Source organism: uncultured Roseobacter sp., from assembly GCF_947495025.1.
GTDB lineage: Bacteria > Pseudomonadota > Alphaproteobacteria > Rhodobacterales > Rhodobacteraceae > Roseobacter.
On sequence record NZ_CANLXG010000003.1, the window covers coordinates 528,055 to 552,779 of the forward strand.

The 24,725-nt window shown below is 60.5% G+C and carries 27 protein-coding genes and 1 other RNA gene; 16 read left to right on the top strand and 12 right to left on the bottom strand.

The window, feature by feature from the left end; translation table 11 throughout:
* Positions 1–17: 17 nt before the first annotated feature.
* Entirely contained in the window at positions 18–389 is a 372-nt protein-coding gene (locus tag Q0792_RS16770) for a helix-turn-helix transcriptional regulator (protein ID WP_298843419.1), read from the bottom strand.
* A gap of 469 nt (positions 390–858) precedes the next feature.
* Entirely contained in the window at positions 859–1,740 is an 882-nt protein-coding gene (locus tag Q0792_RS16775) for a LysR family transcriptional regulator (protein ID WP_298843422.1), read from the bottom strand.
* Between the two features lie 124 nt (positions 1,741–1,864).
* On the opposite strand from Q0792_RS16775, the gene Q0792_RS16780 reads away from it, so the two are divergent.
* The 3 genes from Q0792_RS16780 to Q0792_RS16790 all read left to right on the top strand — a co-directional run bounded on the left by Q0792_RS16780 (position 1,865) and on the right by Q0792_RS16790 (position 3,508).
* Positions 1,865–2,074, top strand: coding sequence for a DUF1127 domain-containing protein (locus Q0792_RS16780; protein WP_298843425.1), 210 nt, complete (start codon positions 1,865–1,867; stop codon positions 2,072–2,074).
* Positions 2,075–2,238: 164 nt separating this feature from the next.
* Positions 2,239–2,976 (top strand): Bax inhibitor-1/YccA family protein, encoded by a 738-nt coding sequence (locus tag Q0792_RS16785; protein ID WP_298843428.1) that lies wholly within the window; start codon positions 2,239–2,241, stop codon positions 2,974–2,976.
* A gap of 70 nt (positions 2,977–3,046) precedes the next feature.
* Complete coding sequence (locus tag Q0792_RS16790; RefSeq protein WP_298843431.1) at positions 3,047–3,508, top strand: cupin domain-containing protein; 462 nt, start codon at positions 3,047–3,049, stop codon at positions 3,506–3,508.
* A 68-nt stretch (positions 3,509–3,576) separates the two neighbouring features.
* Here the strand turns inward: Q0792_RS16790 and rpmG are convergent, their stop codons facing one another.
* The 9 genes from rpmG to Q0792_RS16835 form a co-directional block, all read right to left on the bottom strand.
* Positions 3,577–3,744, bottom strand: a complete 168-nt coding sequence (rpmG, locus tag Q0792_RS16795; protein ID WP_011454349.1) for a 50S ribosomal protein L33 — start codon at positions 3,742–3,744, stop codon at positions 3,577–3,579.
* Positions 3,745–3,930: 186 nt separating this feature from the next.
* On the bottom strand, positions 3,931–5,112 hold the full coding sequence (locus Q0792_RS16800) for an ammonium transporter (protein ID WP_298843436.1): 1,182 nt from the start codon (positions 5,110–5,112) through the stop codon (positions 3,931–3,933).
* A 177-nt stretch (positions 5,113–5,289) separates the two neighbouring features.
* Positions 5,290–5,997, bottom strand: a complete 708-nt coding sequence (locus Q0792_RS16805) for an SDR family oxidoreductase (protein ID WP_298843439.1) — start codon at positions 5,995–5,997, stop codon at positions 5,290–5,292.
* Between the two features lie 23 nt (positions 5,998–6,020).
* Positions 6,021–6,428, bottom strand: an RNA gene (gene rnpB, locus Q0792_RS16810) — RNase P RNA component class A.
* A 143-nt stretch (positions 6,429–6,571) separates the two neighbouring features.
* Positions 6,572–7,234 carry an N-acetylmuramoyl-L-alanine amidase gene (locus Q0792_RS16815; protein WP_298843441.1) on the bottom strand — a complete coding sequence of 221 codons (663 nt, stop codon included), beginning with the start codon at positions 7,232–7,234 and terminating at the stop codon, positions 6,572–6,574.
* A gap of 7 nt (positions 7,235–7,241) precedes the next feature.
* Positions 7,242–8,009: a hypothetical protein gene (locus Q0792_RS16820; protein ID WP_298843444.1), complete on the bottom strand. Its 768-nt coding sequence runs from the start codon at positions 8,007–8,009 to the stop codon at positions 7,242–7,244.
* A gap of 35 nt (positions 8,010–8,044) precedes the next feature.
* A complete protein-coding gene (gene gatA, locus Q0792_RS16825; protein ID WP_298843447.1) occupies positions 8,045–9,532 on the bottom strand; it encodes an Asp-tRNA(Asn)/Glu-tRNA(Gln) amidotransferase subunit GatA in 1,488 nt (495 codons plus the stop codon).
* Entirely contained in the window at positions 9,532–9,819 is a 288-nt protein-coding gene (gatC, locus tag Q0792_RS16830; protein WP_298843449.1) for an Asp-tRNA(Asn)/Glu-tRNA(Gln) amidotransferase subunit GatC, read from the bottom strand. Before gatC ends, gatA begins: the two co-directional genes overlap by 1 nt.
* 29 nt (positions 9,820–9,848) lie before the next feature.
* Positions 9,849–10,505: a ceramidase domain-containing protein gene (locus tag Q0792_RS16835; RefSeq protein WP_298843451.1), complete on the bottom strand. Its 657-nt coding sequence runs from the start codon at positions 10,503–10,505 to the stop codon at positions 9,849–9,851.
* A 96-nt stretch (positions 10,506–10,601) separates the two neighbouring features.
* On the opposite strand from Q0792_RS16835, the gene Q0792_RS16840 reads away from it, so the two are divergent.
* Entirely contained in the window at positions 10,602–11,291 is a 690-nt protein-coding gene (locus Q0792_RS16840) for a metal-dependent hydrolase (RefSeq protein ID WP_298843453.1), read from the top strand.
* A gap of 19 nt (positions 11,292–11,310) precedes the next feature.
* On the opposite strand, the gene Q0792_RS16845 is transcribed toward Q0792_RS16840, so the two are convergent.
* Positions 11,311–11,760, bottom strand: a complete 450-nt coding sequence (locus Q0792_RS16845) for a nucleoside deaminase (RefSeq protein ID WP_298843455.1) — start codon at positions 11,758–11,760, stop codon at positions 11,311–11,313.
* Positions 11,761–11,822: 62 nt separating this feature from the next.
* Here Q0792_RS16845 and Q0792_RS16850 point away from each other — a divergent pair, with 62 nt between their 5' ends.
* From Q0792_RS16850 to Q0792_RS16905, 12 genes are all read left to right on the top strand, one after another.
* Positions 11,823–12,674 carry a pseudouridine synthase gene (locus tag Q0792_RS16850; protein WP_298843459.1) on the top strand — a complete coding sequence of 284 codons (852 nt, stop codon included), beginning with the start codon at positions 11,823–11,825 and terminating at the stop codon, positions 12,672–12,674.
* 285 nt (positions 12,675–12,959) lie between these two features.
* Positions 12,960–13,844 (top strand): 5-bromo-4-chloroindolyl phosphate hydrolysis family protein, encoded by an 885-nt coding sequence (locus Q0792_RS16855; protein WP_298843462.1) that lies wholly within the window; start codon positions 12,960–12,962, stop codon positions 13,842–13,844.
* A gap of 27 nt (positions 13,845–13,871) precedes the next feature.
* Positions 13,872–15,068, top strand: coding sequence for a toxic anion resistance protein (locus Q0792_RS16860; protein WP_298843465.1), 1,197 nt, complete (start codon positions 13,872–13,874; stop codon positions 15,066–15,068).
* Positions 15,069–15,086: 18 nt separating this feature from the next.
* Positions 15,087–16,010 carry a DUF2927 domain-containing protein gene (locus Q0792_RS16865; protein WP_298843468.1) on the top strand — a complete coding sequence of 308 codons (924 nt, stop codon included), beginning with the start codon at positions 15,087–15,089 and terminating at the stop codon, positions 16,008–16,010.
* 46 nt (positions 16,011–16,056) lie between these two features.
* A complete protein-coding gene (locus Q0792_RS16870; RefSeq protein ID WP_298843471.1) occupies positions 16,057–17,172 on the top strand; it encodes an SPFH domain-containing protein in 1,116 nt (371 codons plus the stop codon).
* 6 nt (positions 17,173–17,178) lie between these two features.
* Positions 17,179–17,592 carry a hypothetical protein gene (locus Q0792_RS16875; RefSeq protein WP_298843475.1) on the top strand — a complete coding sequence of 138 codons (414 nt, stop codon included), beginning with the start codon at positions 17,179–17,181 and terminating at the stop codon, positions 17,590–17,592.
* Positions 17,589–18,710, top strand: coding sequence for a TFIIB-type zinc finger domain-containing protein (locus Q0792_RS16880; protein ID WP_298843478.1), 1,122 nt, complete (start codon positions 17,589–17,591; stop codon positions 18,708–18,710). The genes Q0792_RS16875 and Q0792_RS16880 overlap by 4 nt, the downstream gene beginning before the upstream one ends.
* Positions 18,707–19,378, top strand: a complete 672-nt coding sequence (locus Q0792_RS16885) for a nitroreductase (protein WP_298843481.1) — start codon at positions 18,707–18,709, stop codon at positions 19,376–19,378. Before Q0792_RS16880 ends, Q0792_RS16885 begins: the two co-directional genes overlap by 4 nt.
* Positions 19,375–19,821, top strand: a complete 447-nt coding sequence (gene dtd / locus Q0792_RS16890) for a D-aminoacyl-tRNA deacylase (RefSeq protein ID WP_298843485.1) — start codon at positions 19,375–19,377, stop codon at positions 19,819–19,821. Before Q0792_RS16885 ends, dtd begins: the two co-directional genes overlap by 4 nt.
* 41 nt (positions 19,822–19,862) lie before the next feature.
* Positions 19,863–20,972 (top strand): DUF4147 domain-containing protein, encoded by a 1,110-nt coding sequence (locus tag Q0792_RS16895; protein ID WP_298843487.1) that lies wholly within the window; start codon positions 19,863–19,865, stop codon positions 20,970–20,972.
* Positions 20,973–21,010: 38 nt separating this feature from the next.
* On the top strand, positions 21,011–23,002 hold the full coding sequence (locus Q0792_RS16900; RefSeq protein ID WP_298843492.1) for a CocE/NonD family hydrolase: 1,992 nt from the start codon (positions 21,011–21,013) through the stop codon (positions 23,000–23,002).
* Between the two features lie 123 nt (positions 23,003–23,125).
* Positions 23,126–24,721: an ABC transporter substrate-binding protein gene (locus Q0792_RS16905; RefSeq protein WP_298843494.1), complete on the top strand. Its 1,596-nt coding sequence runs from the start codon at positions 23,126–23,128 to the stop codon at positions 24,719–24,721.
* The last annotated feature ends 4 nt before the right edge of the window (positions 24,722–24,725 follow it).

Here is a 24,725-nt window from a genome sequence, read left to right on the forward strand (position 1 = left end):
GCGCGGTTTTGCGCGGATCAGGCGACGTCGCTCAGCACACGGGCAAGCTCAAAAAGACGCCGGCGCTGGTTTTCAGGAATTGCGTAATAAGACCGGACAAGGTCCATCGCTTCTTTGTCGCCCATCATATCCGCCGGGATCGCATCGGCCTGCGCATCATCGTCAGCTTCAGATTTGAGCCCTTCAAAGAAAAAGGCCACGTCAACTTCCAGAGCATCCGCAATGTCCCAGAGCCGGGACGCACTCACACGGTTCGCGCCCGTTTCGTATTTCTGGATCTGCTGAAATTTGATTCCGACGGCTTCCGCCAGCTTCTGCTGGGTCATACCAACCAGCCAGCGTCTCTGGCGAATTCTCTTCCCTACATGGACATCCACTAAGTGTGCCATTTGTATTTCCTTAAACTAGCCCGGTTACCCCCGGGCGCGAGGCGATGTAGTCCTGAACCGTGACATCGATCGCCACAAACTGATTACTGCCAAAATAATATGGATATTGGCTCACAGATCAATAAAAATGACGTGACAGGCCGCCCGCGTGAAGCTGGTCTGCGGGGATTTCGGAGATCGAAATGCCCGGAGTTATGAACCATAATGTCTCAAAACCCGGCCTCAGACGCGATAATTGCGCGCAATCATTCAGATTTTTCGTTTTTCACGGCACACTTATGAGTTGTAGCGCCGCGATGCGCAAATAAGCGTGATGGTTAACGTAATGTGCGCATTTGCAGATATATGTCTGCAAATGCGCGCAAATAAGTCTGAGAGTTCAACGTACAATAGTAACCTTCCCCAGGCGTGACGTTACGTCAACAAACAGAAGGCAAACGGTTTTTGCGAATCTTACAGACAGGAAGCATCACCCGGCGACAGATCGCAGACGGTGCGAGTCTGCGCCACCAAAAGCGCGGCGGAGCAGATCGGCGAGGCTGTCATGCACCAGGCCTTTGCCAGACTGCGCACCCAGAAGGTTGATCATCTGCATCGGCAGTTCGGGCAGGGAACCGCCATGCTCTATCCGCTCAAGATGCGGCGGTTCTGTGCCTTCGATCATCGTGTGGATGGCAAGATCGGCACTGACCGTCGCCTCAATCGTGCGGTCGCTCTCGGTTTCCACGATCACATCCCATGAGATATCCGCAGCATCCAGCGCTTCCACAACGCGGGGTCGGAAAGTACACAGCCGGCCAAACGCAAGCTTCAGTGGCCGCTGTCGCCAAGCTGCACCTCCCGGTGCGCCGATCCAGCGAAGTGGCTTCCGGCAGATCGTTTCAGCACCGGGATCGACCAGTGTTTCCGTTGTCAGGATCATATCACATTCCCCGCGCCCGAACTGTTCTTTGAGCGCACGTGTATAGGACGATATCAGCTGCACTTTGACCCGTGGAAAAGCTGCGTGAAACTGTTTGAGCACCTGCGGAATGGCGGGATAGACAATATCGTGCGGCACGCCGAGCACGATCTCCCCCTCATATGCCTGATCCGTCAGACGGCTGATCACCTCGTCATTGAGCGCGATCATGCGGCGTGCATAGACCAGCAGTTGCTCACCCGAAGCAGTCAGAGCGATGGTGCGCCCGGACCTGTCCAGCAACTCAAGGCCCAGCAGCTCCTCCAGCCGCTTCAGCTGCATCGACACGGCTGACTGCGTCAGATGCAGAAAACCCGCGGCGCGAGTCACGCCGCCAGCATCCGATACGGCCACAAATGAGCGCAGCGTGGTGATGTCCAGATTTCTCATATCAATTTTCCTGATACTTCATGTAACAAACATTCTCTTTTCAAATGAACCACAAGGCGACATATAAATCAACAACGCTGATGAGAATTAGCGAATACATCACAGGATCGAAAGGAAAGCTCTGATGTCGATGACCGAAACACGTGCCCGCCCCGCAGCCCGCAGGAACAGCAGCATATCTTTTCTGACCCGGTTCAGCCTCTGGCGGTCAAGACGTGCCCTGGCGCGCCTTGATGCTGAGGGCCTCGCGGACGTGGGACTTTCCGAGCGGCAGGCGCGGCAGGAAGCTGCGCTCACCATCTGGGATGTTCCCGACAGCTGGAAATCGCGCTGAAGCGTGGGCAATCTGCGACACGTTTACCGATTATTTACCAAATCGTCGCAAACCGGCGCATTCCTGACCGAAAAGCCTTGAAATAGACACCTTCGCCACCGATATTTGACCCGAGAGCGCGCAGAGGGTCTGACGCGCCTGTTGGTTTAACTGGAGGTCTTTAAATGGCTGACGTGAATACAATCCGGTCTGCGGCCGGATCCCGCGCCGCCCAGATTGATGAGGGACTGCGCGCCCATATGAACAAAGTCTACGCGACAATGTCCGTAGGCATGCTGATCACTTTCGCAGTTGCGTGGGCCGTCGGCACGGCGCCTTCGCTGATGGCGGTGTTCCGTGATCCGATCACGCTGCAACCCAACATCCTCGGCTGGATCGTGATGTTTGCGCCGCTGGGCATGGTCTTTATGTTCGGCGCGATGATCAACCGCTTCTCGGCCGCGGCGGCACAGCTGTTCTTCTACGCCTTCGCGGGCGTGATGGGCCTGTCGATCTCCTGGATTTTCGTCGCCTTTACGGGCATGTCGATCGCTCAGATCTTCCTGATCACATCGATCGCCTTTGCCGGCCTGTCCCTGTGGGGCTACACCACCAAGAAAGATATTTCCGGCTGGGGCAGCTTCCTCATCATGGGCGTCATCGGCCTTGTTGTTGCGTCCATCGTCAACATTTTCCTCGGCTCGACGGCGATCATGTTTGCAATCTCGGCGCTCGGCGTGCTGATCTTTGCCGGACTGACGGCGTATGATACGCAGAACATCAAGAACACGTACCTGGCACACGCCCATCACGGCGACCAAGAGTGGCTGCAGAAGTCGGGTATCATGGGCGCACTGAGCCTGTATCTGAACTTCATCAACATGTTCATGATGCTGCTGCAGCTGTTCGGTAACCGCGAATAAGCTGCCAGCTGATGCTGAAAACAGAAGAGCCGGGTGCGAAAGCGCCCGGCTTTTTCTTTGGGAGATCTGCATGACGATCATCAGAAACGGACAGGCGCAACAGGATACCGGCGCAGCGGATGACCCCCTTGGTCAGTATACCGCAGAGTTGCTGAGCGACAGCGGTGGGCTGTCGCAGTTCGGTGCCTTCATTGAGGAACTGGCACCGGGCGCTTCGTCCTCGTATGACCACTGGCATGCCGTGGAAGATGAAATGGTCTACATCCTGAGCGGAAACGTCACCCTGCGGGAAAACGATGCCGAACACACCCTTTATCCCGGAGACACCGCCTGCTGGAAAGCCGGCACCCCCGTGGCCCACTGCCTGATCAACAACACGTCGGGACCCGTGCGGTACCTTGTAATCGGGTCGCGCGCGCAAGAGGACACCGTGACCTATCCGGGGCTCGACCGCATCATGCGCTACGACAGGAAAACGGATACCCGTCGCTATACCACGCTCGACGGTGTCCCGGCGGACAAACCCTTCTGAACCGGTCCGGACACAGAAAAGCCGCGTCCGTTTCCGGCGCGGCTTTCAGTAAAAACTGTCAGGCGATCTTACTTGATCTTGCCTTCTTTGTATTCGACGTGCTTGCGCGCGACGGGGTCGTACTTACGTACGACCATTTTCTCGGTCATGGTACGCGCGTTTTTCTTTGTGACGTAGAAATGGCCTGTCCCCGCCGAGGAGTTCAGACGAATCTTGATCGTGGTTGGCTTGGCCATGTTAAGTCTCCTGCTGCTGCCCGGCTCCGGTGAGGGGCGGCGTGAAATCCTGAAGCCCGGCTTTTACCCGGATGCCGCCCCGAGTCAACCGCAAAAGCCTGCCGGAACATGTAATTCCCATGCCTTTGCGATAAAAGGCCGGAGCACTCTGCACCCCGGCCCTTTCAGCTCTGGTTTCTGCGTCCGTCAGGACGACATATCGTAAGCCCGCTCGCCGTGCGATGTCAGATCGAGGCCGCTTGTTTCGTCTTCTTCAGAGACCCGCAGAGGCACCACGGCGCGAACCACAAGGATGATCACAACCGTTGTCACCAGCGTCCAGGCTCCGACCACTGCCAGCCCCCCCAGCTGCGCTGTCCAGGATGCATGCCCGAAGACCGCCAGCATGATGATGCCGAACATTCCGCCCACACCGTGCACTGCAAAAACGTCCAGCGTGTCATCGATATTCAGCACGTTTTTCACCACGCCGCACAGCTCCTGACACATGATGCCTGCAACCGCGCCGATCAAGAGCGCCTCAACCGGGCCCACCGAACCAGATGCCGGCGTGATGGACGCCAGACCGGCAATCGTACCGGTGACCATGCCCACCAGCGAGGCTTTGCCATAGCGGATCTTTTCCCAGCCAGCCCAGGTCAGCGATGCCGTAGCGGCCGAAATATGGGTCACCGTCAGCGCCATGGCCGCACCACCGTCGGCTGCAAGCTGCGAGCCTCCGTTAAAGCCAAACCAGCCCACCCAGAGCATCGCCGCCCCGATCATCACCATTCCCGGATTGTGGGGAGGTACGTTTTTGTTGCGGCGCGGCCCCAGCATGGCGGCCAGCACAAGTGCTGCAATACCCGCGGTCTGGTGCACCACAATGCCCCCGGCAAAATCATTCACGCCATCGGCGAAGAGCGACCATTCCGCGCCGGCCAGCAGACCACCGCCCCAGATCCAGTGCGCGACCGGGGCATAACAGATCAGCATCCAAAGGCCCGAAAACATGAGAACGAAGGCATAGCCGATGCGCTCCACATAGGCGCCGACAATGAGTGCCGGCGTAATGATCGCAAAGGTCATCTGAAAGGCAAAGAAAAGGACCTCCGGAATAGTGCCCGACAAAGTGTCCGCATCCACCCCGTTGAGGAAAGACTTTCCAAGTCCGCCCCAAAATGCATTCCCGTCACCGAAAGCGATGGAATAGCCCGCGGCCAGCCACAGGATGCTCATCAGACAGGCAATGGAAAAACACTGCATGAAGACGCTGAGCACATTTCTTGCCCTCACAAGTCCGCCGTAAAACAGCGCAAGGCCGGGCAACGTCATAAACAGCACCAGTGCTGTCGCCACGATGATCCAGGCGGTATCCGCTCCGTTCATGATTCTGATCCTCCCCAATTCAGATTTGCAGAGGAGGTGAAACAAAGAGGTGCCGAATAAAACAGCAGAATTGGATGATGCTGCCCGAATTGACGCCGTTTATAAAAAAGCCTGTTTTTTGAGCGATATTTTTCGAACTTGATCAGAAATCAGGCTGAAAATGTTTGATCTGCCTACCTACAATTCGACGCGGACCTCGTGCATCCACAGCTTTGGTGGCCGGGACAGCATAAACACAACCACGTCTGCCAGATCATCGGGTTCGGTGAAAATGTGATTGGGAACATCTTCTCCGGCCTTGGCAAACATGCCTGTATTGGTGCCCGACTGATAGAGACCGGCAATTCGCACACCCGTTTCTGCCTCGTCAGATTTAAGAACATCGGTGAAACCACGCATGCCGTATTTGGTGGCCGTGTAGACCGACTGGCCAGCCTGAGCGACCACACCGGATTTGGATATGACGTTCAGCACTGCTGCCTCGTCGCGCTTTCGAAGGTCGGGCAGAAGCGCGCGGGTCAGCTGAATGGTCCCGGTCAGATTGGTTCGGATCGTCTGCTCGACCATGTCTTCCGGGATAGTATCGAGCGGCCCGGTCCTGTGCCAGATGCCCGCGTTGTTCACCAGGATGTCAGGCGCTCCCAGCCGCGTCGGGAGTGTTGCGGCAACAGAGGCAATGGCGGACGGGTCAGTCATGTCGCACACCAGACCGGCGGCCTTCGGCGCCCCTGCGGCAAGCGTTTCTGCCTCGACTGTGGCAAGCCGGTCAGCGTTCCGCCCGAGGATCGCCACGCCACAGCCGGCGGCGGCAAGTTTCAGGCAGATGTGGCGGCCGATTCCGTCGCTGCCGCCGGTTACAACTGCAAGTTTACCCCTGAGATCCATCGCTGAAGTCCTTTCTGTTTCTGACGCGCGGAAGGCCTGTAAGCCGGATTCTGTTCCCCGGAGCGAACCCCGGTTCGATGACCATTCCTCTGACTGCCCGGTTGCCCGGACAGCTACAGCTGCCAACCCGGATCTGCGAGAGCAAAAGCGGCCCCGTCCGGTCACCCGGACACGCGATCCCTATTTGGCATTGCTCCCGGTGGGGCTTGCCATGCCGCGCCTGTTGCCAGGCACGCGGTGGGCTCTTACCCCACCGTTTCACCCTGACCAGATGACGGTTTCGGTTTCCCGACCTGACACCTGGCGGTCTGTTTTCTGTGGCGCTTTCCGTCGGGTTACCCCGCCCGGGCGTTACCCGGCACCGCTGCTTCTTGGAGTCCGGACTTTCCTCGACACCGGCAAGCCGGCGCCGCGGCCATCCGGCCTTCCGCGCGCCTGACTGGCTACGCCTGACCTTTCACGGGGTCAATCAGAAACAGGTTGCTGCGCTGCCGGTAAATTCTGCCAGACCGGAAAAACAAGGCAGTGAAACACCGGCCCGGCCGGCAGAAGCGGACCTGGCAGACCTCCGCAATCAGTTTTCTGATGCAGGCGCGCAGCCCGATGCACGGGCCATATCTTCCTCATCGAGCGGGCCGAGAGCGCCCTGTCTGTGACGCAGTCTGAAGGCGGCAAGCAGGTCTGCGTCGCTGCAGGGCGCAGTGTATCCGGCCTGTACCAATGCGCTGCGAAAGGCAGCACTGTCCGGCGCCTGTGGACCTGCCCGGCGGGTTTCCACTGCCAGACCGTACGCGGCAAGTCGCTGCCAGTCGAACCGTGTACCGGGGTCGTGTTTGCGCCCGGGTGCCATGTCTGAATGCCCGATGACATTTTCCGGGGCAATCTGCCAGCGGCCCATGAGCCTTCTGAGCAGTTCCTCCAGCGCCACCATCTGGGGTTCGGGGAAAGGCTGCGCACCGGTATTGTCGAGCTCAATACCGATCGAACGTGAGTTAATGTCATCCAGACCGCGCCATTCGCCAACGCCGGCATGCCAGGCCCGGTGTTCCTCGTCAACCAGGCACGTTACCTGTCCCGACCGGTCAATCAGATAATGCGCAGAAACCTCCGCCTCGGGATCACACAGGCGCTCTTCGGCGGCGGCGGCATCCTGCATGGCTGTATAGTGGATGACAACAATCGTGGGCCTGAGGCCCTGCCTGCGCTCTCCGAAATTGGGGGACCGGCGATGGCGCACGGGCGCGTCAGCCCTGAGACGCCTTGCGGAAAGGTGTAGGGTCCCATGCACAGGCGTAGCCATCTCCATCCGGATCGAGGCCCAGCCTGTCGCGAGCGGGCCCGCCCCGTTCCAGAAAATCGATCTGCGCCAGATCAGGCGACGGGTATTTTGCGCAGTTGCGCTGTGCCCTTGCGGCCCCGTTCAGCCCGGCACGTGAATAGACACGCGCGCCGACAGGATGGGTGGTCTGCAACGCAAAGGCCACGACATTCGGCTGACTGCTGCCGCTGCGCTCCGGGAGCGCTTCCGGCTCAACCACCTGGTACTGTGCCCGGTTGCGTTCAATCCGGGCGGCATCACTTTCTATGGTCTGACGACCGGCGACGGCCTCGAAATCGTTTTCGTCCGAAATACCCGGGTTGTTTATGACCAGCGGTGCCGGGTTTGACGGGCTCGCCTGGACCGGTGCCACACCGGAGTTCAGTGCGGCACTGTCGGCGGCTGCGGTTCCGCCGGTCTGCGCGAGAATACGTGTCGTCTCTGCTGCAGTTGCCTCGGCGGATCCGGGCACGGGGCTGACACCCGTCACAGGTGGCGGCGCGCCGGTGCCACCGATCGGCGCACGCACCGTTTCAGACACACGTATCTGGCTGCCCTGAAGCGCTGCGTCCCGCGCCTGCTGTTCCTCAAAGGACGTACCGAAACCAACGCCACGGGCGCTGTCAGGGATTTGCGGTGCGCAGGCCACAAGGCCCGCCAGCACGATTGGAACAAAGACGAAACGAAAACGCATGAGACAGCCTGCCGGGTTTCTGATTTGCCTTCAGGCTACCACCATTTTCCGGGCTTTGCCACAAAGCCCGCAGACTGTTCCAGGCGCCAGGCGGCCGACAGCAGTTCGGCTTCGGCCCATGGCTGCCCGATCAGCTGCAGTCCCAGCGGCAGACCCTGATGATCAACCCCCGTCGGAACGGCAACCCCCGGCAGGCCAGCCAGGTTCACCGTCACTGTAAAGATGTCATTGAGGTACATCGCGACAGGATCGGCATCGGTCATTTCGCCAAGGCCAAAAGCCGAAGACGGTGTCGCCGGTGTCAGGATTGCGTCGATGCCCTGATCGAAAACCTGCTCGAAATCGCGTTTGATGAGCGTCCGGACACGGCGCGCGCGATTGTAATAGGCATCATAGAAGCCCGCAGAGAGAACATAGGTCCCGATCATCACGCGGCGCTGCACTTCCGGGCCAAACCCTTCGGCGCGGGTTTTTTCATACATCTCGGTGATGCCGTCGCCCTGTTCCAGCCGCGCACGGTGGCCATAACGCACCCCGTCATAGCGTGCCAGGTTCGACGACGCCTCCGCCGGGGCGATTACATAGTAAGCCGGCAAAGCGTATTTTGTATGTGGCAGCGAAATATCGACGATCTCGGCGCCCGCATCTTTCATCATTGCGATGCCCTCCTGCCAGAGAGCCTCGATCTCGTCGGGCATACCGTCCATACGGTATTCCTTCGGGATGCCGATTTTCCTGCCACGGATGTCACCGGTCAGCGCCGCTTCGAAATCAGGCACCGGCAGGTCGGCGGATGTGCTGTCCTTGGGGTCATGCCCGCACATCGCCTCAAGCATGATCGCCGCATCACGGACCGATTTGGTCATCGGACCGGCCTGATCGAGTGAAGAGGCAAAGGCGACAATGCCCCAGCGCGAGCAGCGACCATAGGTCGGCTTGATGCCGACTGTGCCGGTAAAGGCGGCGGGCTGGCGGATGGAACCGCCGGTATCGGTACCCGTTGCGGCAAGACACAGGTCGGCCGCGACCGCAGCCGCAGAACCGCCGGACGAACCGCCGGGGGTCAGCGGGGTATCATCGTTTCCGCGCCGCCACGGGTTCACCGCATTTCCATAGACAGAAGTTTCATTCGACGAGCCCATGGCGAATTCGTCCATGTTGAGCTTGCCCAGCATAACGGCGCCTGCGTCTGCAAGGTTCTGGCTGACAGTGCTTTCATATTCCGGCAGGAAGCCTTCAAGGATGCGCGAACCGGCCTGGCTTGCCACACCCTTCGTGCAGAAAAGATCCTTTATCCCGATCGGCAACCCGCACATTGCCGGCGCGTCACCGGCTGCAAGGCGCTGATCTGCAGCCGCCGCGCGCTCCAGCGCCAGCTCGGGCGTCTTGTGCACAAATGCATTGAGGACGTCAGCCTCATCAATCGCTGTCAGGCAGGCTTCGGTAAGCTCGCGTGACGTGGTCTCGCCCGCACGCAGCGCATCGCGTGCCCCGGCCAGGCCCAGTTCATTCAGCTTTGTCATTATTCAACCACCTTCGGCACAGCAAAGAAGCCCTCACGCGCATCCGGCGCATTGGAGAGAATTTTTTCCTGCTGATTGCCGTCCTGCACTTCATCCACGCGGCGCTTCAGTCGTTGCGGCGTCACAGACGTCATCGGCTCGATTCCGTCCACATCCACTTCACCCAGTTGCTCGATAAAGCCCAGAATGGTGTTGAATTCCCCGGCCAGTGCCGGCAGCGCTTCGGGCTCAACCCGGATGCGGGCCAGTTTGGCCACACGCGCAGCGGTGCTCTCGTCAATCGACATTCCGTCATCCTCTTTGCTCTTGCCGCCGTTTACCGCGCGTCCGCGCTGTTGCCAAGCCTGTGTGCATGGTAAACGGCGATCATCCAGCCCAGCATGAACCCGTTGAGCAGATGCCATGCAAAATGTGTACCCAACGGGAATGCAGCACAGAGCGGCGCATCGATGGTCCGGAAAGTAAGCGAAACAATCAGAATGACCGCGCCGACAGCCATGCCACGGGCCAGTTTCGGAGCCCGCCGGTACAGCAGCGCCGCGTAAATCAGGATCAGCAGCGGCACCGGCGCGTAGCCTGCAGATGATCCAAGGCCGGGTATCTGGTCGAACACAGGTACGGTCAGACCTGCATAGGGAATAAATAGAGCCGTGAGTCCAAATGCCCGCCAGCCCCGCAGTCCCCAGCCATCGCGATTGATCGCAAAAAGATAGAGCAGAATGAATACGCCGATCGGGATGACGTCGGCCAGCGCCGACCAGACCTGAGCATGCGTGTGGAACAGATAGCTGCCAACGCCGATGGCAAACAGCACGACACAGAGCGCCTGCGCCATCATATTTCCGCGCGTCCGGCGTCCCATAACCAGAGCGGCGATGATAAAGGCCAGATTTGTCACCGCATTCACCGGCTCTGCCCAGTAGCCGGGATCCAGCCGCTCGCAATACGCATCAATCTGACGTGTCAGTTCCAAATTTAATCCTTTTGAGCACGGAAATATCCCGATGAAGACTTTTCTGGGCGGATTTCCCGGTTACTGTGCCACCTAAAGCAACGTCGGAGAGGTTCAATGAATATCATCTGGATGGGACACGGAAGTTTTCGGATCGAAATCGGAGACCAGATTCTGCTGGTGGACCCCTGGCTGACAGGCAACCCGATGCTGACAGAGGACCAGCACGAGGCCGCCACGGCAGGTGCGACACATATTCTGATCACCCACGGACATTTCGATCACACCGCCGACCTTGTGGCGCTGTCAAAATCACTTTCGGCGCCTGCTGTGGGCATCTACGACCTGATGGGCCACTTTGAGCAGACAGAAGGCCTGAGCACCGTCGGGTTTAACATGAGCGGCAAAGTGATGCTGGGCAATGTGGCCGTCAGCATGGTCCCGGCCATGCATTCCACGTCGCTGCCCGGGGCTGACGGCGCGCCCGTCGGGCGCGAGTGTGGGTTTATCATCGAAGGCGACGGGCGCACGATCTATCTGTCCGGTGACACCGGCATAATGGCGGACATGGGATGGATTGCCGAATACTACCGCCCGGAAATCGGCATTCTGAGCGCCGGCGGACATTTCACCATGGATATGAAGGGCGCGGCCTGGGCTGCAAAGAAGTACTTCGATTTCAAAACCGTAATCCCCTGCCACTACAGGACGTTTGATTTTCTTGAACAGTCCGCGGCTGACCTCGTCGAAGGGCTGCCCGGGGTGAATGTGATTGAACCGGAAGTCCTGCAGCCGATCAGTCTCTGACAGGCCGCCGGGCCTTCTGTCAGCGTCGGTAGCGGAAAAAGGCACGCAGCATCACTTCAGCTTCTTCGGCTGCTATGCCGTCAAAAATCTCCGGCACATGGTGACACTGCGGATGGGTGAAAACCCGCGCGCCATGCGCCACCCCGCCCGATTTAGGATCATCCGCGCCATAATAGAGCCGCCCGATCCGCGCTGACGATATGGCCGCGGCGCACATCGGACAGGGTTCAAGTGTCACGTAAAGATCATGTCCGGTCAGCCGTTCGCTGCCTGCCGCCCTGCAGGCCGCCCGGATGGCCAGCACCTCGGCATGTGCCGTGGGATCATTCAGTTCACGCGTCCGGTTTCCCGCAGCAGCCACAACCCGGCCATGGGGATCCACGACGACGGCGCCCACCGGCACCTCATCGCGTTTTGCTGCCGCCCGCGCCTCTGACAGGGCCTGTTCCATATGCGACGTAAAACTCATACCCGGTGATGCCCCCAAAGCCGTCCCTTTCGCAAGACCCGCAAACAGGATATGCCGCCGCCATGAGCACAGACGATACACCCGCCGGCGACCGCATCGCCAAAGTCCTCAGCCGTGCCGGTGTAGCCAGCCGCCGCGAAGCAGAGCGTATGATTGAAGCCGGGCGTGTCACCGTCAACGGCGAAAAGATCACCTCGCCCGCCCTGAACGTCACCGCTGCCGATAAGATTACCGTGGACGGGAAAGACGTGGGCGAACCCGACCCGCCGCGCATCTGGCTCTATCACAAACCCACCGGCCTGGTGAGTACGGACAACGATGAAAAGGGCCGCGACACGATTTATGACAAGCTGCCCGCGGACATGCCGCGGGTCATGAGTATAGGCCGGCTCGACCTGAATTCCGAAGGACTGCTGCTTCTGACCAATGACGGTGGGGTCAAAAGGCGGCTGGAACTGCCTTCGACCGGATGGCTCCGCCGGTACCGCGTGCGCGTGAACGGCCGTCCCACTGATGAGACGTTCGAGCCATTGCGCAGGGGAATTTCTGCCGATGGCGAAAATTTCCAGCCGATGACCGTCAGCCTCGACCGCCAGCAGGGCGCAAATGCCTGGCTGACCGTTGGCCTGCGCGAGGGTCGCAACCGTGAAATCCGCCGCGCCATGACAGAAATCGGGCTGTCTGTGAACCGGCTGATCCGCATCAGCTATGGCCCTTTTCAGCTTGGCGATCTGAAACAGGGCGAGGTCGAGGAAGTGCGCCGGAAAATCGTGCGCGATCAGCTTGGCCTTGAGGCCGCCCCGGAAAAGCCGGCACCCCGTACCCCACAGCGCGGAAAAGGTGCAGGACGACCGCAGGTGCGCCGCGGCCCGCGCCGCAAAGGTGGTCCGGGCGACCGGAAAAGGCCCGGCTGACAGGCGCAGGTGAAAAACCTGCCTGCTTTCCCCCTGCCGTCCCGTTTCTTCAGCCATCACATTAAAGCCATCGCCTGCTGCGCAAGCACAAACCGCTGAAAACACGGCCCGGACGCCTGATCCGGACAGAAAACTGGCGCGGTTGTAAATGTGCGCATATATTCGCAGAGTGTCCGGGACGAGGGAGAGCCATGACGCCCACAACATTTCAGAAAACGGCCTATGTGGCGCTTTTGCTTGTGATGCTGGGTGTTTCATCCGGCTTGCTGACTGGTCTCTGACGGCATGGCGCAGAGATACGGCGGAAAATACAGCCCCGATGGCAAAACTGACAACGCGCCGTCCCGACCGGGGGCCTATGCGGGCGCGCGTGTTGATCCTGTAGGCGCCCGCGCAAATCTGATGTTCCTGCCTGCAATCGTTCTGCTGTTTACAGCGATTTTCAACGGTGCTCTGGGGCTGGCCACCGGTGTTGCCGGAGCGGGTGTTCTGAGCCTGGGTGCCTGGCTGTTGCGCGGTGGCCTGCAGGCCGAAGCGGCATGGCATGCCCGCAAGGTCGCACGCCGCCCTGCCGTACCGCGCAAAATACTGGCCGCGCTCCTTGCGGGCGCCGGCATTGCGCTTGGCGCTTTCAGTCACGGGGCGGGCATTACAGCCGCCGTTCTGTTCGGAGCCGTGGTCACCGGGCTTCATTTTGCCGCTTTCGGCGCAGATCCGCTCAGCGATAAGGGCATGGAAGGGATAGATACTTTCCAGCAGGACCGCGTAGCCCGTGTCGTGGACGAAGCCGAAGATCACCTGCGTGCAATGAATGATGCACTGAAACGCGCGGCGGACCGCGACGTCAATGCGCGGATGGAGCAGTTTCAGGCCGCCGCGCGCAGGCTTATCGCCACGGTTGAGGACGATCCGCGCGACCTGACAGCGGCCCGGAAATACCTCGGCGTCTATCTGATGGGCGCGCGCGACGCTTCTGCCAAATTTGCCGACATCTACGCACGCTCGCGCGATGTACAGGCGAAAACGGATTACCTCGTCCTGCTGGATGATATGGAAAAGAATTTTGCGGCACGCACAGAAACGCTGCTGCTTGATGACCAGACCGACCTTACGGTCGAGATTGAGGTCCTGCGGGACCGACTTAAACGCGAAGGGGTGCGCACGGAATGACGCAGCCCGCACAGGAGAGGAACCGGAATGTCTGAGACGATACGCGAAAAAGCCCAGGCCGCGCTGGCCGAGGTCGAAGAAGTGACTGCCGTTGTGCTGCCCGAACCTGCTGAGGCCACGGCGATCGTGCCTCTGGCAGAAGCAGACGCGCCGGTTGGTGCCGAGATCACCAGGCGCATGGCCGAGATTGACATGGAAGACACCAACTCCATCGTTTCCTTCGGCAGCCGCGCACAGGTGGAACTGCAGGAAATCAGCCAGGCGATGCTGGGCGGAGTGCGCAACAAGGATGTGGGCCCGGCGGGTGACAGCCTGCGCAACATCGTCTCGACCATCCGTGGCTTTTCCGTCTCTGAACTGGACGTCCGCCGTAAACGCAGTTTCTGGGAGAAACTGCTGGGCAAAGCCGCGCCCTTTGCGCAGTTCACAGCCAAATTCGAGCAGGTCCAGGACCAGATCGACCGGATCACCGACGATCTGCTCAAACACGAACACACCCTGCTCAAGGACATCAAATCACTTGATATTCTGTACGACAAGACGCTGCAGTTCTACGACGAGCTGGCGCTCTACATCGCTGCGGGTGAGGAAAAACTGCGGGTTCTGGACGAAACCACCATCCCGGCGAAGGCGGCAGAAGTAGATGCAGCACCCGAGGGCGATCAGGTAATGGTTGCGCAGGAGCTGCGTGATCTGCGTGCGGCGCGGGACGATCTGGAACGCCGGGTACACGATCTGAAACTGACGCGTCAGGTGACGATGCAGTCCCTGCCCTCGATCCGGCTCGTTCAGGAAAACGACAAGTCGCTTGTTACCAAGATCAATTCGACGCTTGTAAACACTGTGCCCCTGTGGGAGACGCAGCTGGCTCAGGCTGTGACCATCCAGCGCTCTGCCGAGGCTGCGGCGGCCGTACGGGACGCCAATGATCTGACCAACGAGCTGCTGACCGCAAATGCGAAGAACCTGCGCGAGAGCAACAAGATCATCCGCGAGGAAATGGAGCGCGGCGTCTTCGACATTGAAGCGGTCAAACAGGCCAATGCCGATCTGATCGGCACTATCGAGGAAAGCCTGCAGATTGCAGATGAAGGCAAGGCACGCCGTGCCGCCGCCGAAACAGAGCTGCAGGAGATGGAAGCCCGTTTGCGCGATACCCTCGCCTCTGCCAAAGCGCGGGGTGACGGCACGGGTGATAACGCCGGCACTGCCGTTCCGGGCTGACCGGCTGTGCTGCGTGGCATGTGGAAGACAAGTGCTGCGGTGCTGGCTCTGCTGGCTCTGGCTGCCTGTGACGTGCCGCTGGCCACCAGTGCTGTCCCAAAGGCGCGCCCGCCACAGGGCGCGCCTGTCGAGATACGCCCGACATCCGAGAAAAGTGCCGCCCTGCGCAGCTACTTCGGACAGGTTCAGACAGCTCAGCTGAACCAGGGCCTGCTGCGAACGGACGGTGGCGGGCCGGACACGCCCTACACCGCTGACATGCTGGCGCGCAATTTCGAGCAGATCGTCTTTTTCAACGAATACGCCAGCGCGCTGCAGGGGCGTGGCGGAGAAAGCCCGCTGCGCAAGTGGCGTTCGCCGGTGCGCATGAAAGTGATCACAGGGCCCGGCCTTCCACCATCGCAGGCCAGCGGAGATACCGAAGCAATCCGCAGCTATGCACGCCGCCTGGCCAGCATCACCGGGCACCCGATCAGCTTTTTCGGTCGGCCGAATTTCGTCGTGATTGTTGCCTCAGAGGATGACCGGGACATGGCGCTCGACATGGCCGCCGCAGAGATTCCCGGCATCACAGCCCAGAGCCTGGACGCATTGCGCAACCTCAATCGTGACACCTATTGCGCGGTCGCCGCCTATGCTTCGGGCGCAGGGGCCAACACCTACACGGCAGCGGTGGCGCTTATCAGAGCAGAAAACCCAGGGCTTCTGCGCCAGAGCTGCATCCACGAAGAACTCGCTCAGGGGCTCGGCCTTGCCAATGACAGCCGCGACGCGAGGCCGTCAATTTTCAACGATGATGACGAATTTGCACTGCTGACCGGCCATGACGAACTGCTCCTGCGCATGCTCTACGACGACCGGCTGACCCCGGGTATGACGGCAGACCAGGCAGCACCAATAACCCGGATCATCGCACGCGAACTGACAACCGGGCCGCTCTGAAAACCTCATGTGAAACATGAGAAGGTACAAACAAAGGACTGATTAAATGGGAATATTTGATTTTCTATCCGGAGAATTCATCGATGTCATTCACTGGACGGACAACACCCGTGACACGATGGTCTGGCGGTTCGAACGCGAGGGGCACGAAATCAAATACGGCGCCAAACTGACGGTCCGCGAAGGTCAGGCTGCCGTATTTGTACACGAAGGGCAACTTGCAGATGTATTCACCCCCGGGCTCTATATGCTCGAAACCAACAACATGCCGGTGATGACGACCCTCCAGCACTGGGATCATGGCTTCCGCAGCCCCTTCAAATCCGAAATCTATTTCGTCAACACCACCCGGTTCAACGATCTGAAGTGGGGTACAAAAAATCCGATCATCTGCCGCGATCCCGAGTTCGGGCCGGTGCGCCTGCGTGCCTTCGGGACCTATTCCATCAAGGTTGCGGACCCCGCGAAATTTCTTGTGGAGATCGTTGGAACAGACGGCGAATTCACCATGGACGAGATCAGCTTTCAGATCCGCAACATCCTCGTACAGGAGTTTTCGCGCACACTGGCCCGTGCGGGCATTCCGGTCATGGACATGGCCGCAAACACACGTGAGCTGGGTCAGCTCGTCGGACGTGAGATCGCCTCACAACTGGCGGAATATGGCCTTGCCATGCCGGAATTATATATAGAAAACATATCTCTGCCGCCCGCAGTTGAAGAAGTGATGGACAAGCGGTCTTCCATGGGCGTGATCGGCAATCTCAATGAATATATGCAGTTTCAGGCAGCCGAGGCGCTTGGGCGGGATGGTGCGGGCGCCGCAGCTATTCAGGCCGGTCTCGGAGCGGGACTGGGGATGCAGATCGGACAGGCCGCAGCGCAGCAGCAGGGGCCGTGGGGCGCACGTGCAGCCGCACCGGCGGCAGTTCCACCGCCACCGCCGCCCGTAGAACATGTCTGGCACATTGCGGAAAGCGGTCAGACCAAAGGCCCGTATTCAAAAGCTGCCCTCGGACGTATGGCGACCGACGGATCGCTGACACGGGAAACTCTGGTCTGGACACCGGGCCAGGACGGCTGGCTGGCGGCCGGAGATGTCACCGAGCTGGCGCAGCTCTTTACGGTGCTGCCGCCCCCCCCACCGCCCCCTGCCGGCTGATCCGGTATGCGGCGGAACGCCACCATACTTCTGCACTGGTCCGTGCTGATCCTGCTGATGCTCCTGCTTGCGGCGGGCACCGGCAGCGCGGTGCTGTCGTGGCTCTTTGGTGTCGCGGGTCTGGCCATGTGCAGCCTGGCGGTGGTCTTTGGCCTGTTAAACGGGCCAGGACCTGCGCTTGCAGGGACCCTGCGCCGTGTGCATCCCTGGGCGCACCGTGGCATGTATCTGTTTCTGGGCATCTGTTCTGTGTCCGTACTGGCGGCCCGTTTTGGCCTGACACTGCCCGGTCCGGCACCGCGGGAGCTTCTGATCGGTCTGCTGGGCGCGGGGTTGTTGCATGGCATCTTTAATCTCTGGCGAAGCAGCGCTCTGAATGACGGGGCGTTAAGGCGCATGCTGCCAGGAGGCTGGCTGTGAGCGATACCCACATAGGCGGCACGCCCCCGGTGCCCGAAGCCGAACACCACTTCCCCTGTGACGCCTGCGGCGCGGACCTTCGGTTTGATCCGGCGGGCGGGCAGATGAGCTGTGACCACTGTGGCAACACCGAAGCACTGGATCACGGTCCCTGGGCTGCGGCGTCCATCCGCGAACTGGATTTTCAGGACGCCCTGGGCAATGCGCTGCCTCAGGCCGATATGGAGGAAACCCGGGTTTCCAGATGCCCGAACTGCGCGGCAGAGGTCGAATTTGATCCGGCAGTGCACGCCACGGAATGCCCGTTCTGCGCGACACCCGTTGTCGCAGATACCGGAACACACAGGCACATAAAACCGCGCGCGGTCCTCCCCTTTGCCTTTGATGAACCTGCAGCCCACGCCGCCATGAGTGACTGGCTGGGCGGTCTGTGGTTCGCGCCGGGCGGACTGCAGGCCTATGCCCGCAAAGGGCGCCGGATGCAGGGCATCTACGTGCCCTACTGGACTTTTGATGCGGACACCGCCTCGCGTTACACGGGCGAGCGGGGCACGGTCTATTACGAAACCCGTACGGTCACACGGAACGGAAAAACCTCTCAGGTGCGTGTGGCCCGCGTCCGCTGGAGCCCCGCATCAGGTCGCGTGGCCCGGTTTTTTGACGACGTCCTGGTGCTCGCCTCGCGCAGCCTGCCAAAGAAATTCACGGACGGTCTGGCCCCCTGGGACCTGTCGGCGCTGGAGCCCTATACTCCCGAGTACCTCGCCGGATTTCGCGCCGAAGGATATGCCGTAAGCCTCGAAGAGGGCTTCCGCGAGGCGCGGGGCCTTATGGATGCTACGATTGCGCGCGACGTCCGCTTTGACATCGGTGGCGATCGTCAGCGTATACACAATGTCGATACGACTGTTCGGGACGTGACCTTCAAGCACGTACTGCTGCCTGTCTGGCTGGCGGCCTATAAGTACCGGGGGGAGACGTACCGGTTTGTCGTCAACGGACGCACCGGCAGAGTTCAGGGCGAACGCCCCTGGTCTGCCATCAAAATTGCGCTGGCCGTTGTCGCCGGAGCCGTACTGGCCGCGGGCGCGGCCTATATCTATGCGATTAACCAATGACACGCTACGACACGCTTTCCGCCCTTCTTGACGAGCGCTATTCCTGCAGAGCCTTTCGCCCCGATCCGGTGCCCCGGCAGGACATCGAGCGTATTCTTGATGCAGCCCGACAGGTGCCGTCCTGGTGCAATGCACAGCCCTGGCAGATCTCTGTGACCTCGGTCGCGGCCACCGACCGGTTCCGCACAGCTTTGAAAGCGGAAGTCGCATCCGGCACCCCTGCCCCGGATCTGGATGCCCCTGAGGGGTATCCGGGTGTCTACGGCGACCGGCGGCGCACCTGCGGCTGGCAGCTTTACGACGCCGTTGGGGTGGAAAAGGGTGACCGCACCGGTTCCGCAAAACAGATGCTGCGGAATTATGATCTGTTTGACGCACCGCATGTGGCCATTGTCACCAGTCCACGGGCTCTCGGACCTTACGGCGCCATGGATACCGGCGGATTTGTCACCGCATTCACCCTGGCGGCCCGCGCCTGTGGCGTGGACACAATCCCGCAGGCGGCTGTTGCCTTTTACGCGGAATTTGTGCGCAGCCATTTCGGGATAGCGGATGACCGCATGGTATTGTGTGCCATTTCCTTCGGATACGCAGACCCGCACCACCCCGCCAACAGCTTCCGCACCGACCGCGCAGCACTGGCTGATATCGTGGACTGGCAGACGTGAGAGCGCTGCTGCAACGGGTGCGCCATGCGCAGGTTGAAACCGGCGGCGAAGTCGTCGGGCGCACCGGGCCGGGCCTTCTGATCCTGGTGTGCGCAATGCCTGGTGACAGCACGGAAACAGCCCGGAATCTGGCTGCGAAAATATCAAAGCTGCGCATCTTTCACGACGAAAACGGCAAGATGAACCTCTCAGTGGTCCAGACCGGCGGCTCCGCTCTCGTGGTAAGCCAGTTCACCCTGGCCGCGGACACGTCGCGGGGGAACAGACCGGGCTTTTCCGGCGCGGCGCGGCCGCCGGAGGCCGAAGAGCTTTATCTGGATTTCGCAGGCCATCTGCGCGACCTTGGCGTGGCGACTGAAACAGGCCGGTTCGGTGCAGAGATGCAGGTCAGTCTTGTGAACGACGGGCCGGTGACCATCTGGCTGGACACTGAAACCCCCTGATCAGCATTGCCATTCGCCGAAAATCGCGACACAAACCCCGCATGCAACAGGACGATCTGCTTCAAAGGCTTTTTCAGGCTGGCGTGCGTGCGGTGCGCGGCGATGTTTCGGTGACCCAGTCACTGGAAGAAACCCCCTGCCCCGCACCGGATCAGATCATTGCCGTCGGCAAAGCGGCGACAGCCATGGCCCGCGCAGCGGCCCTGCTTTTCGGCGATGCGCCGATGCTGATCGTTACCAAATATCAACACGCAGATGGTGCACCCGGGCATGCCGAAGTGATCGAGGCAGCGCATCCCGTTCTTGATGAGAATTCACTGCGCGCCGGACGCAGAATACGTGAAACAGTGGCCGCTATGGCTCCGGACAGCCATCTGCTGATGCTGGTTTCGGGTGGTGCCTCGGCGCTGGCCGAAGACCCGGTGGACGGGCTTGACCTTGCCGGGCTGAGTGCGCGCGCACGCGACATGCTTGCCTCGGGCGCGGACATTCACGCGATGAACGCCGCACGCAAAAAGCTCAGCCGGATCAAGGGCGGGGCGCTGCTGGACAGTTTCCGGGGCGCGCGGGTGACAACTCTGGCCATTTCGGATGTCGAGGGTGACGCTTTGTCGGTCATTGGTTCCGGCATCGGGGATGCACGGGAGGGTGTGCCTTTTGAATTTGCCCCCCGGATTGTGGCCAGCAACGCAATCGCACGCGCGGCGGTTGCCGCCGAGGTGGCGCGTCTGAATATACCTCTGATAACCAATGACGAAACGCTCTACGACGACGTGAATACCGTTGCAAAACAGGTCGCGGCGCGTTTGCGCGATGGTGCTCCGGGGCTGCATCTCTTTGGCGGGGAGCCTACTGTTGTACTGCCCGAAACGCCCGGTGAAGGTGGCCGGAACCAGGCCCTCGGGCTGCTTATTGCCCGCGAAACCGCGGGTATGGGTGATCTGCAGGTCCTTGTTGCGGGCACCGACGGGACAGACGGACCGACAGATGCCGCCGGGGCTGTGGTGAGTGGCCGGACATGGGACGCCAGCGGACAGCAGGCGCTGGACCGGGCGGATGCGGGGCCATGGCTCGCAGAGCGCGATGCGCTTCTGAAAACCGGACCCACAGGAACCAATGTCATGGACCTTGTCATAGCGTTAAAGCGCTGAGGCTTGACAGAATCTGTCACCAGCGCGACCGTCGCGTCATGACTGCTGCCAACACTCTGCGCGACATCGAAGAACTGCCCGATATGGGCATCACGCTATCCGACGGCTGCCGGCTTTCTGCCAGGGTCTGGCGACCAAAAGACGCCAGCGACAGCCCGGTTCCCGCGATCCTCGAATACCTGCCCTATCGCAAGCGCGACGGCACCTGCGCGCGCGACGCGCTGACCCATCCGTGGTTTGCGCAACGTGGATATGCCTGCATCCGGGTGGACATGCGCGGCAACGGCGACAGTGAAGGCATCATGGAGGACGAGTACACGCCACAGGAGCTTGCCGATGCCGTTGAGGTCATACACTGGCTGGCAAAGCAGGAATGGTGCAGCGGCACGGTCGGTATGATGGGGATCAGCTGGGGCGGGTTCAACGGGCTGCAGGTCGCGGCGCTGGCCCCGGACCCGCTCAAAGCTGTGATCACGCTGTGTTCCACGGTGGACAGGTTCGCCGACGACATCCATTACAAAGGGGGCTGTCTGCTGAACGAAAACCTTGGCTGGGGTGCCACGATGTGGGCCTATTCGTCCCGCGCACCCGACCCGGCCCTGCGTGAGAACTGGCGGGACCTGTGGCTGCGGCGGCTTGAAAACGAACCCTTTCTGCCATCAGTCTGGCTGCGACATCAGCGCCGCGACGCCTACTGGCGGCATGGGTCGGTGATCGAGAACTACAGCGCAATCAAGGCTAAGGTGCTGGCCATCGGCGGCTGGGGCGATGCCTATAAGAACGCCGTCCCACAACTGGTCCAGAGCCTGCCCGGCGCCAAAGGGATCGTTGGCCCCTGGGTACATAAGTATCCGCATTTTGCTGTTCCGGAACCGCGCATCGGCTTTTTGCAGGAAGCGCTGCGCTGGTGGGATCACTGGCTGAAAGGCGAGGATACCGGCGTTGACGATGACCCAGATTATCGCGCTTATCTGATGGACGGCGTACGCCCCGCGCGGTGGTACGAAGAGCGCCCCGGTCGCTGGGTTGCGGAACAGGATGGCGCAACGGCCCATCTGCCCTATCGCTCACTGTACTTTACCCGTGACGGCCTGGCCGATGGCCCTGCCCGCCTTGCAGCGACGGTGTGCTCTCCGCAGGATTGTGGGGCAGAAGCCGGAGAATACTGCGCAATCTGGCTCGGTCCCGAGATGCCCGGTGATCAGCGGGACGACGATACCAGATCGGTCTGCTTTGACAGCGGTCCGCTGGAACGGGACACCGACGTCTTCGGAGGACCTGTTGTACGATTGTCCGTCGCATCCGACGAACCACAGGCACAGGTCGCTGTCCGGCTTGGCCATGTGCATCCCGACGGTGCCGTGACAAGGATCACCTATGGCGTGCTGAATCTCAGCCACCGCAATGGCTCGGCGGCCCCGGAGCCCATGCAACCGGGAGAAATTGTGGACGTCGAGCTGAAACTGGATCAGATCGCATACAGGGTGCCCGCGGGACACAGGCTCCGGGTTTCTGTTTCCACCGCATACTGGCCTCTTGTCTGGCCGTCGCCGGTGAAAACTCAGCTTACGCTGACCGGTGGTGCGCTGCATCTTCCGGTGCGAAAAACGGCAAAACAGGCTGAATACACCTTTCCCGAGCCAGACGCGGCAGCGCCATGGGAGACAACGACCCTGCGTGAGTCCGCCAGCAGCCGGCGGCGCGAAACGGATATGGCTACGGGCTTTGTGCACCTGCATATTGAAGATGACTTTGGCAAGGTCCGGGATAACGATCACGGTCTCATTTCAGGATCGGTTGCGCGCGAGACATGGAGTATTCATCCGGATGATCCGCTGTCTGCCCGGGGTGCCTGCCACTGGACCGAAGAACTGGAGCGGGACGAAATACGCCTGCGGACCGAGACCACCTGCGAGATGTGGTCCGATGCGACCACCTTCTATCTGCGTGCGCGGCTGGAGGCCTGGGAGAATGACGAACTGATCTACGCGCGGGATCACACGGACCAGACAGAACGGGATCATCTGTGAAAGTGGACTCATGATAATTAAATGACAGGCCTTGCGACACGCTCAGAAATGCGCAAGCCTGTTGCCATAACCGAAAACCAAGAAAAAATGCGTCTCAAACGCTGTTCCAACCGGGAGAAACCAATGAACGATCAACTCAAACACCTCAGTGAACGTGTGACCAAAGGCCTGATGACACGCCGCGAATTCGTCGGCCGCGCTGCGGCACTCGGCGTGACGGCGGCCGTTGCCAACTCGATGCTGGCCACAGCGGCCAAAGCCGCAGGCCCCGTCCGCGGCGGTACGATCAAGCTCGGCGCATCCGGCGGCGAAAGCACGAACACTCAGGATCCGGCACTGACCGCCTCCGAGGTACCGCTCTACAACCTGCGCCACTGGGGTGAAACGCTGGTGGACGTCGGCGCCGACGGCAACCTGGAAATGCGGATGGCCGAGAGCGTCGAAGGCTCGTCTGATGCCAAGCAGTGGGTCTTTAAGATCCGCAAGGGCATCCCCTTCTCCAACGGCAAGGACATGACACCCGAAGACGTCATGCTGACCATGCAGCGCCACTCCAACGAGGACAGCCAGTCGGGCGCTCTGGGTATTATGCGCGGTATCGAAAGCATGAAGGTCGATGGCGACAACTTCATCGTTGATCTCAGCACCGGCAACGCCGACCTGCCCTATCTGATGGCCGACTATCACCTGATGATCCAGCCCGGCGGCGGCATGGACGATCCGGCAGCAGGCATCGGCACAGGCCCCTACACCATCGAATTTGATGAACCCGGCGTGCGCCACGGCTTTAAACGTCGCGATGACTACTGGGATGCGGACAACCGCGGCTTTGCCGAATTCTCCGAACAGCTGGTGCTGAACGACGCCACAGCGCGGACAGCCGCCCTGCAGTCGGGCCAGGTGCATATGATCAACCGCGTTGATCCCAAAGTGGCCAGCCTGCTGGACCGCGCGCCCAGCCTCAGCGTGAAATCCACAGCCGGTCGCGGCCACTATGTCTTTATCATGCATGTGGACACAGCGCCCTTTGACAGCAACGAACTGCGTCTGGCGCTGAAATACGCGATCAACCGTCAGGAAATGGTCGACAAAATCCTGCGCGGCTACGGCTCCATCGGCAACGACTTCCCGATCAACGCAGGCTACCCGCTCTTTGACAACACCATCGAGCAGCGCGACTACGATGCGGCCAAAGCGGCAGAGCACTACAAGAAATCCGGCCATGACGGCTCGCCGATCATTCTGCGCACCGCAGACGGTGCCTTCCCGGGTGCGGTGGATGCCGCAGCGCTCTTCCAGCAGTCGGCACAGGCCGCCGGTATCCCGCTGGAAATCAAGCGTGAACCCAATGACGGCTACTGGTCCGAAGTTTGGAACGTACAGCCCTTCTGTGCGTCCTACTGGGGCGGTCGTCCTGTGCAGGACCAGATGTATTCGACAGCCTATCTGTCGACCGCAGACTGGAACGACACACGCTTCAAGGTACCGGCATTCGACGACATGCTGCTCCAGGCCCGCGCCGAGATCGACGAGGTCAAGCGCAAGGAAATCTACTCCAGAATGGCCGTCATGCTGCGTGACGAAGGCGGCCTGATCCTGCCGATGTTCAACGACTTTGTGGGCGCGATTGCCCAGAACGTCGGCGGCTGGGTAGACGATCCCAACGGCCCGCTGATGAACAACAAGGCCCCGATCAAGTGCTGGCTGACGGACGCGTAAGGCG

Excerpts from the sequence above, each read along its gene's own strand:
- Q0792_RS16770 (WP_298843419.1), bottom strand. The coding sequence starts at position 389 with ATGGCACACTTAGTGGATGTCCATGTAGGGAAGAGAATTCGCCAGAGA.
- Q0792_RS16775 (WP_298843422.1), bottom strand. The coding sequence starts at position 1,740 with ATGAGAAATCTGGACATCACCACGCTGCGCTCATTTGTGGCCGTATCG.
- Q0792_RS16780 (WP_298843425.1), top strand. The coding sequence starts at position 1,865 with ATGTCGATGACCGAAACACGTGCCCGCCCCGCAGCCCGCAGGAACAGC.
- Q0792_RS16785 (WP_298843428.1), top strand. The coding sequence starts at position 2,239 with ATGGCTGACGTGAATACAATCCGGTCTGCGGCCGGATCCCGCGCCGCC.
- Q0792_RS16790 (WP_298843431.1), top strand. The coding sequence starts at position 3,047 with ATGACGATCATCAGAAACGGACAGGCGCAACAGGATACCGGCGCAGCG.
- rpmG (WP_011454349.1), bottom strand. The coding sequence starts at position 3,744 with ATGGCCAAGCCAACCACGATCAAGATTCGTCTGAACTCCTCGGCGGGG.
- Q0792_RS16800 (WP_298843436.1), bottom strand. The coding sequence starts at position 5,112 with ATGAACGGAGCGGATACCGCCTGGATCATCGTGGCGACAGCACTGGTG.
- Q0792_RS16805 (WP_298843439.1), bottom strand. The coding sequence starts at position 5,997 with ATGGATCTCAGGGGTAAACTTGCAGTTGTAACCGGCGGCAGCGACGGA.
- Q0792_RS16820 (WP_298843444.1), bottom strand. The coding sequence starts at position 8,009 with ATGCGTTTTCGTTTCGTCTTTGTTCCAATCGTGCTGGCGGGCCTTGTG.
- gatA (WP_298843447.1), bottom strand. The coding sequence starts at position 9,532 with ATGACAAAGCTGAATGAACTGGGCCTGGCCGGGGCACGCGATGCGCTG.
- gatC (WP_298843449.1), bottom strand. The coding sequence starts at position 9,819 with ATGTCGATTGACGAGAGCACCGCTGCGCGTGTGGCCAAACTGGCCCGC.
- Q0792_RS16840 (WP_298843453.1), top strand. The coding sequence starts at position 10,602 with ATGAATATCATCTGGATGGGACACGGAAGTTTTCGGATCGAAATCGGA.
- Q0792_RS16845 (WP_298843455.1), bottom strand. The coding sequence starts at position 11,760 with ATGAGTTTTACGTCGCATATGGAACAGGCCCTGTCAGAGGCGCGGGCG.
- Q0792_RS16850 (WP_298843459.1), top strand. The coding sequence starts at position 11,823 with ATGAGCACAGACGATACACCCGCCGGCGACCGCATCGCCAAAGTCCTC.
- Q0792_RS16855 (WP_298843462.1), top strand. The coding sequence starts at position 12,960 with ATGGCGCAGAGATACGGCGGAAAATACAGCCCCGATGGCAAAACTGAC.
- Q0792_RS16860 (WP_298843465.1), top strand. The coding sequence starts at position 13,872 with ATGTCTGAGACGATACGCGAAAAAGCCCAGGCCGCGCTGGCCGAGGTC.
- Q0792_RS16865 (WP_298843468.1), top strand. The coding sequence starts at position 15,087 with ATGTGGAAGACAAGTGCTGCGGTGCTGGCTCTGCTGGCTCTGGCTGCC.
- Q0792_RS16870 (WP_298843471.1), top strand. The coding sequence starts at position 16,057 with ATGGGAATATTTGATTTTCTATCCGGAGAATTCATCGATGTCATTCAC.
- Q0792_RS16875 (WP_298843475.1), top strand. The coding sequence starts at position 17,179 with ATGCGGCGGAACGCCACCATACTTCTGCACTGGTCCGTGCTGATCCTG.
- Q0792_RS16885 (WP_298843481.1), top strand. The coding sequence starts at position 18,707 with ATGACACGCTACGACACGCTTTCCGCCCTTCTTGACGAGCGCTATTCC.
- Q0792_RS16895 (WP_298843487.1), top strand. The coding sequence starts at position 19,863 with ATGCAACAGGACGATCTGCTTCAAAGGCTTTTTCAGGCTGGCGTGCGT.
- Q0792_RS16900 (WP_298843492.1), top strand. The coding sequence starts at position 21,011 with ATGACTGCTGCCAACACTCTGCGCGACATCGAAGAACTGCCCGATATG.
- Q0792_RS16905 (WP_298843494.1), top strand. The coding sequence starts at position 23,126 with ATGAACGATCAACTCAAACACCTCAGTGAACGTGTGACCAAAGGCCTG.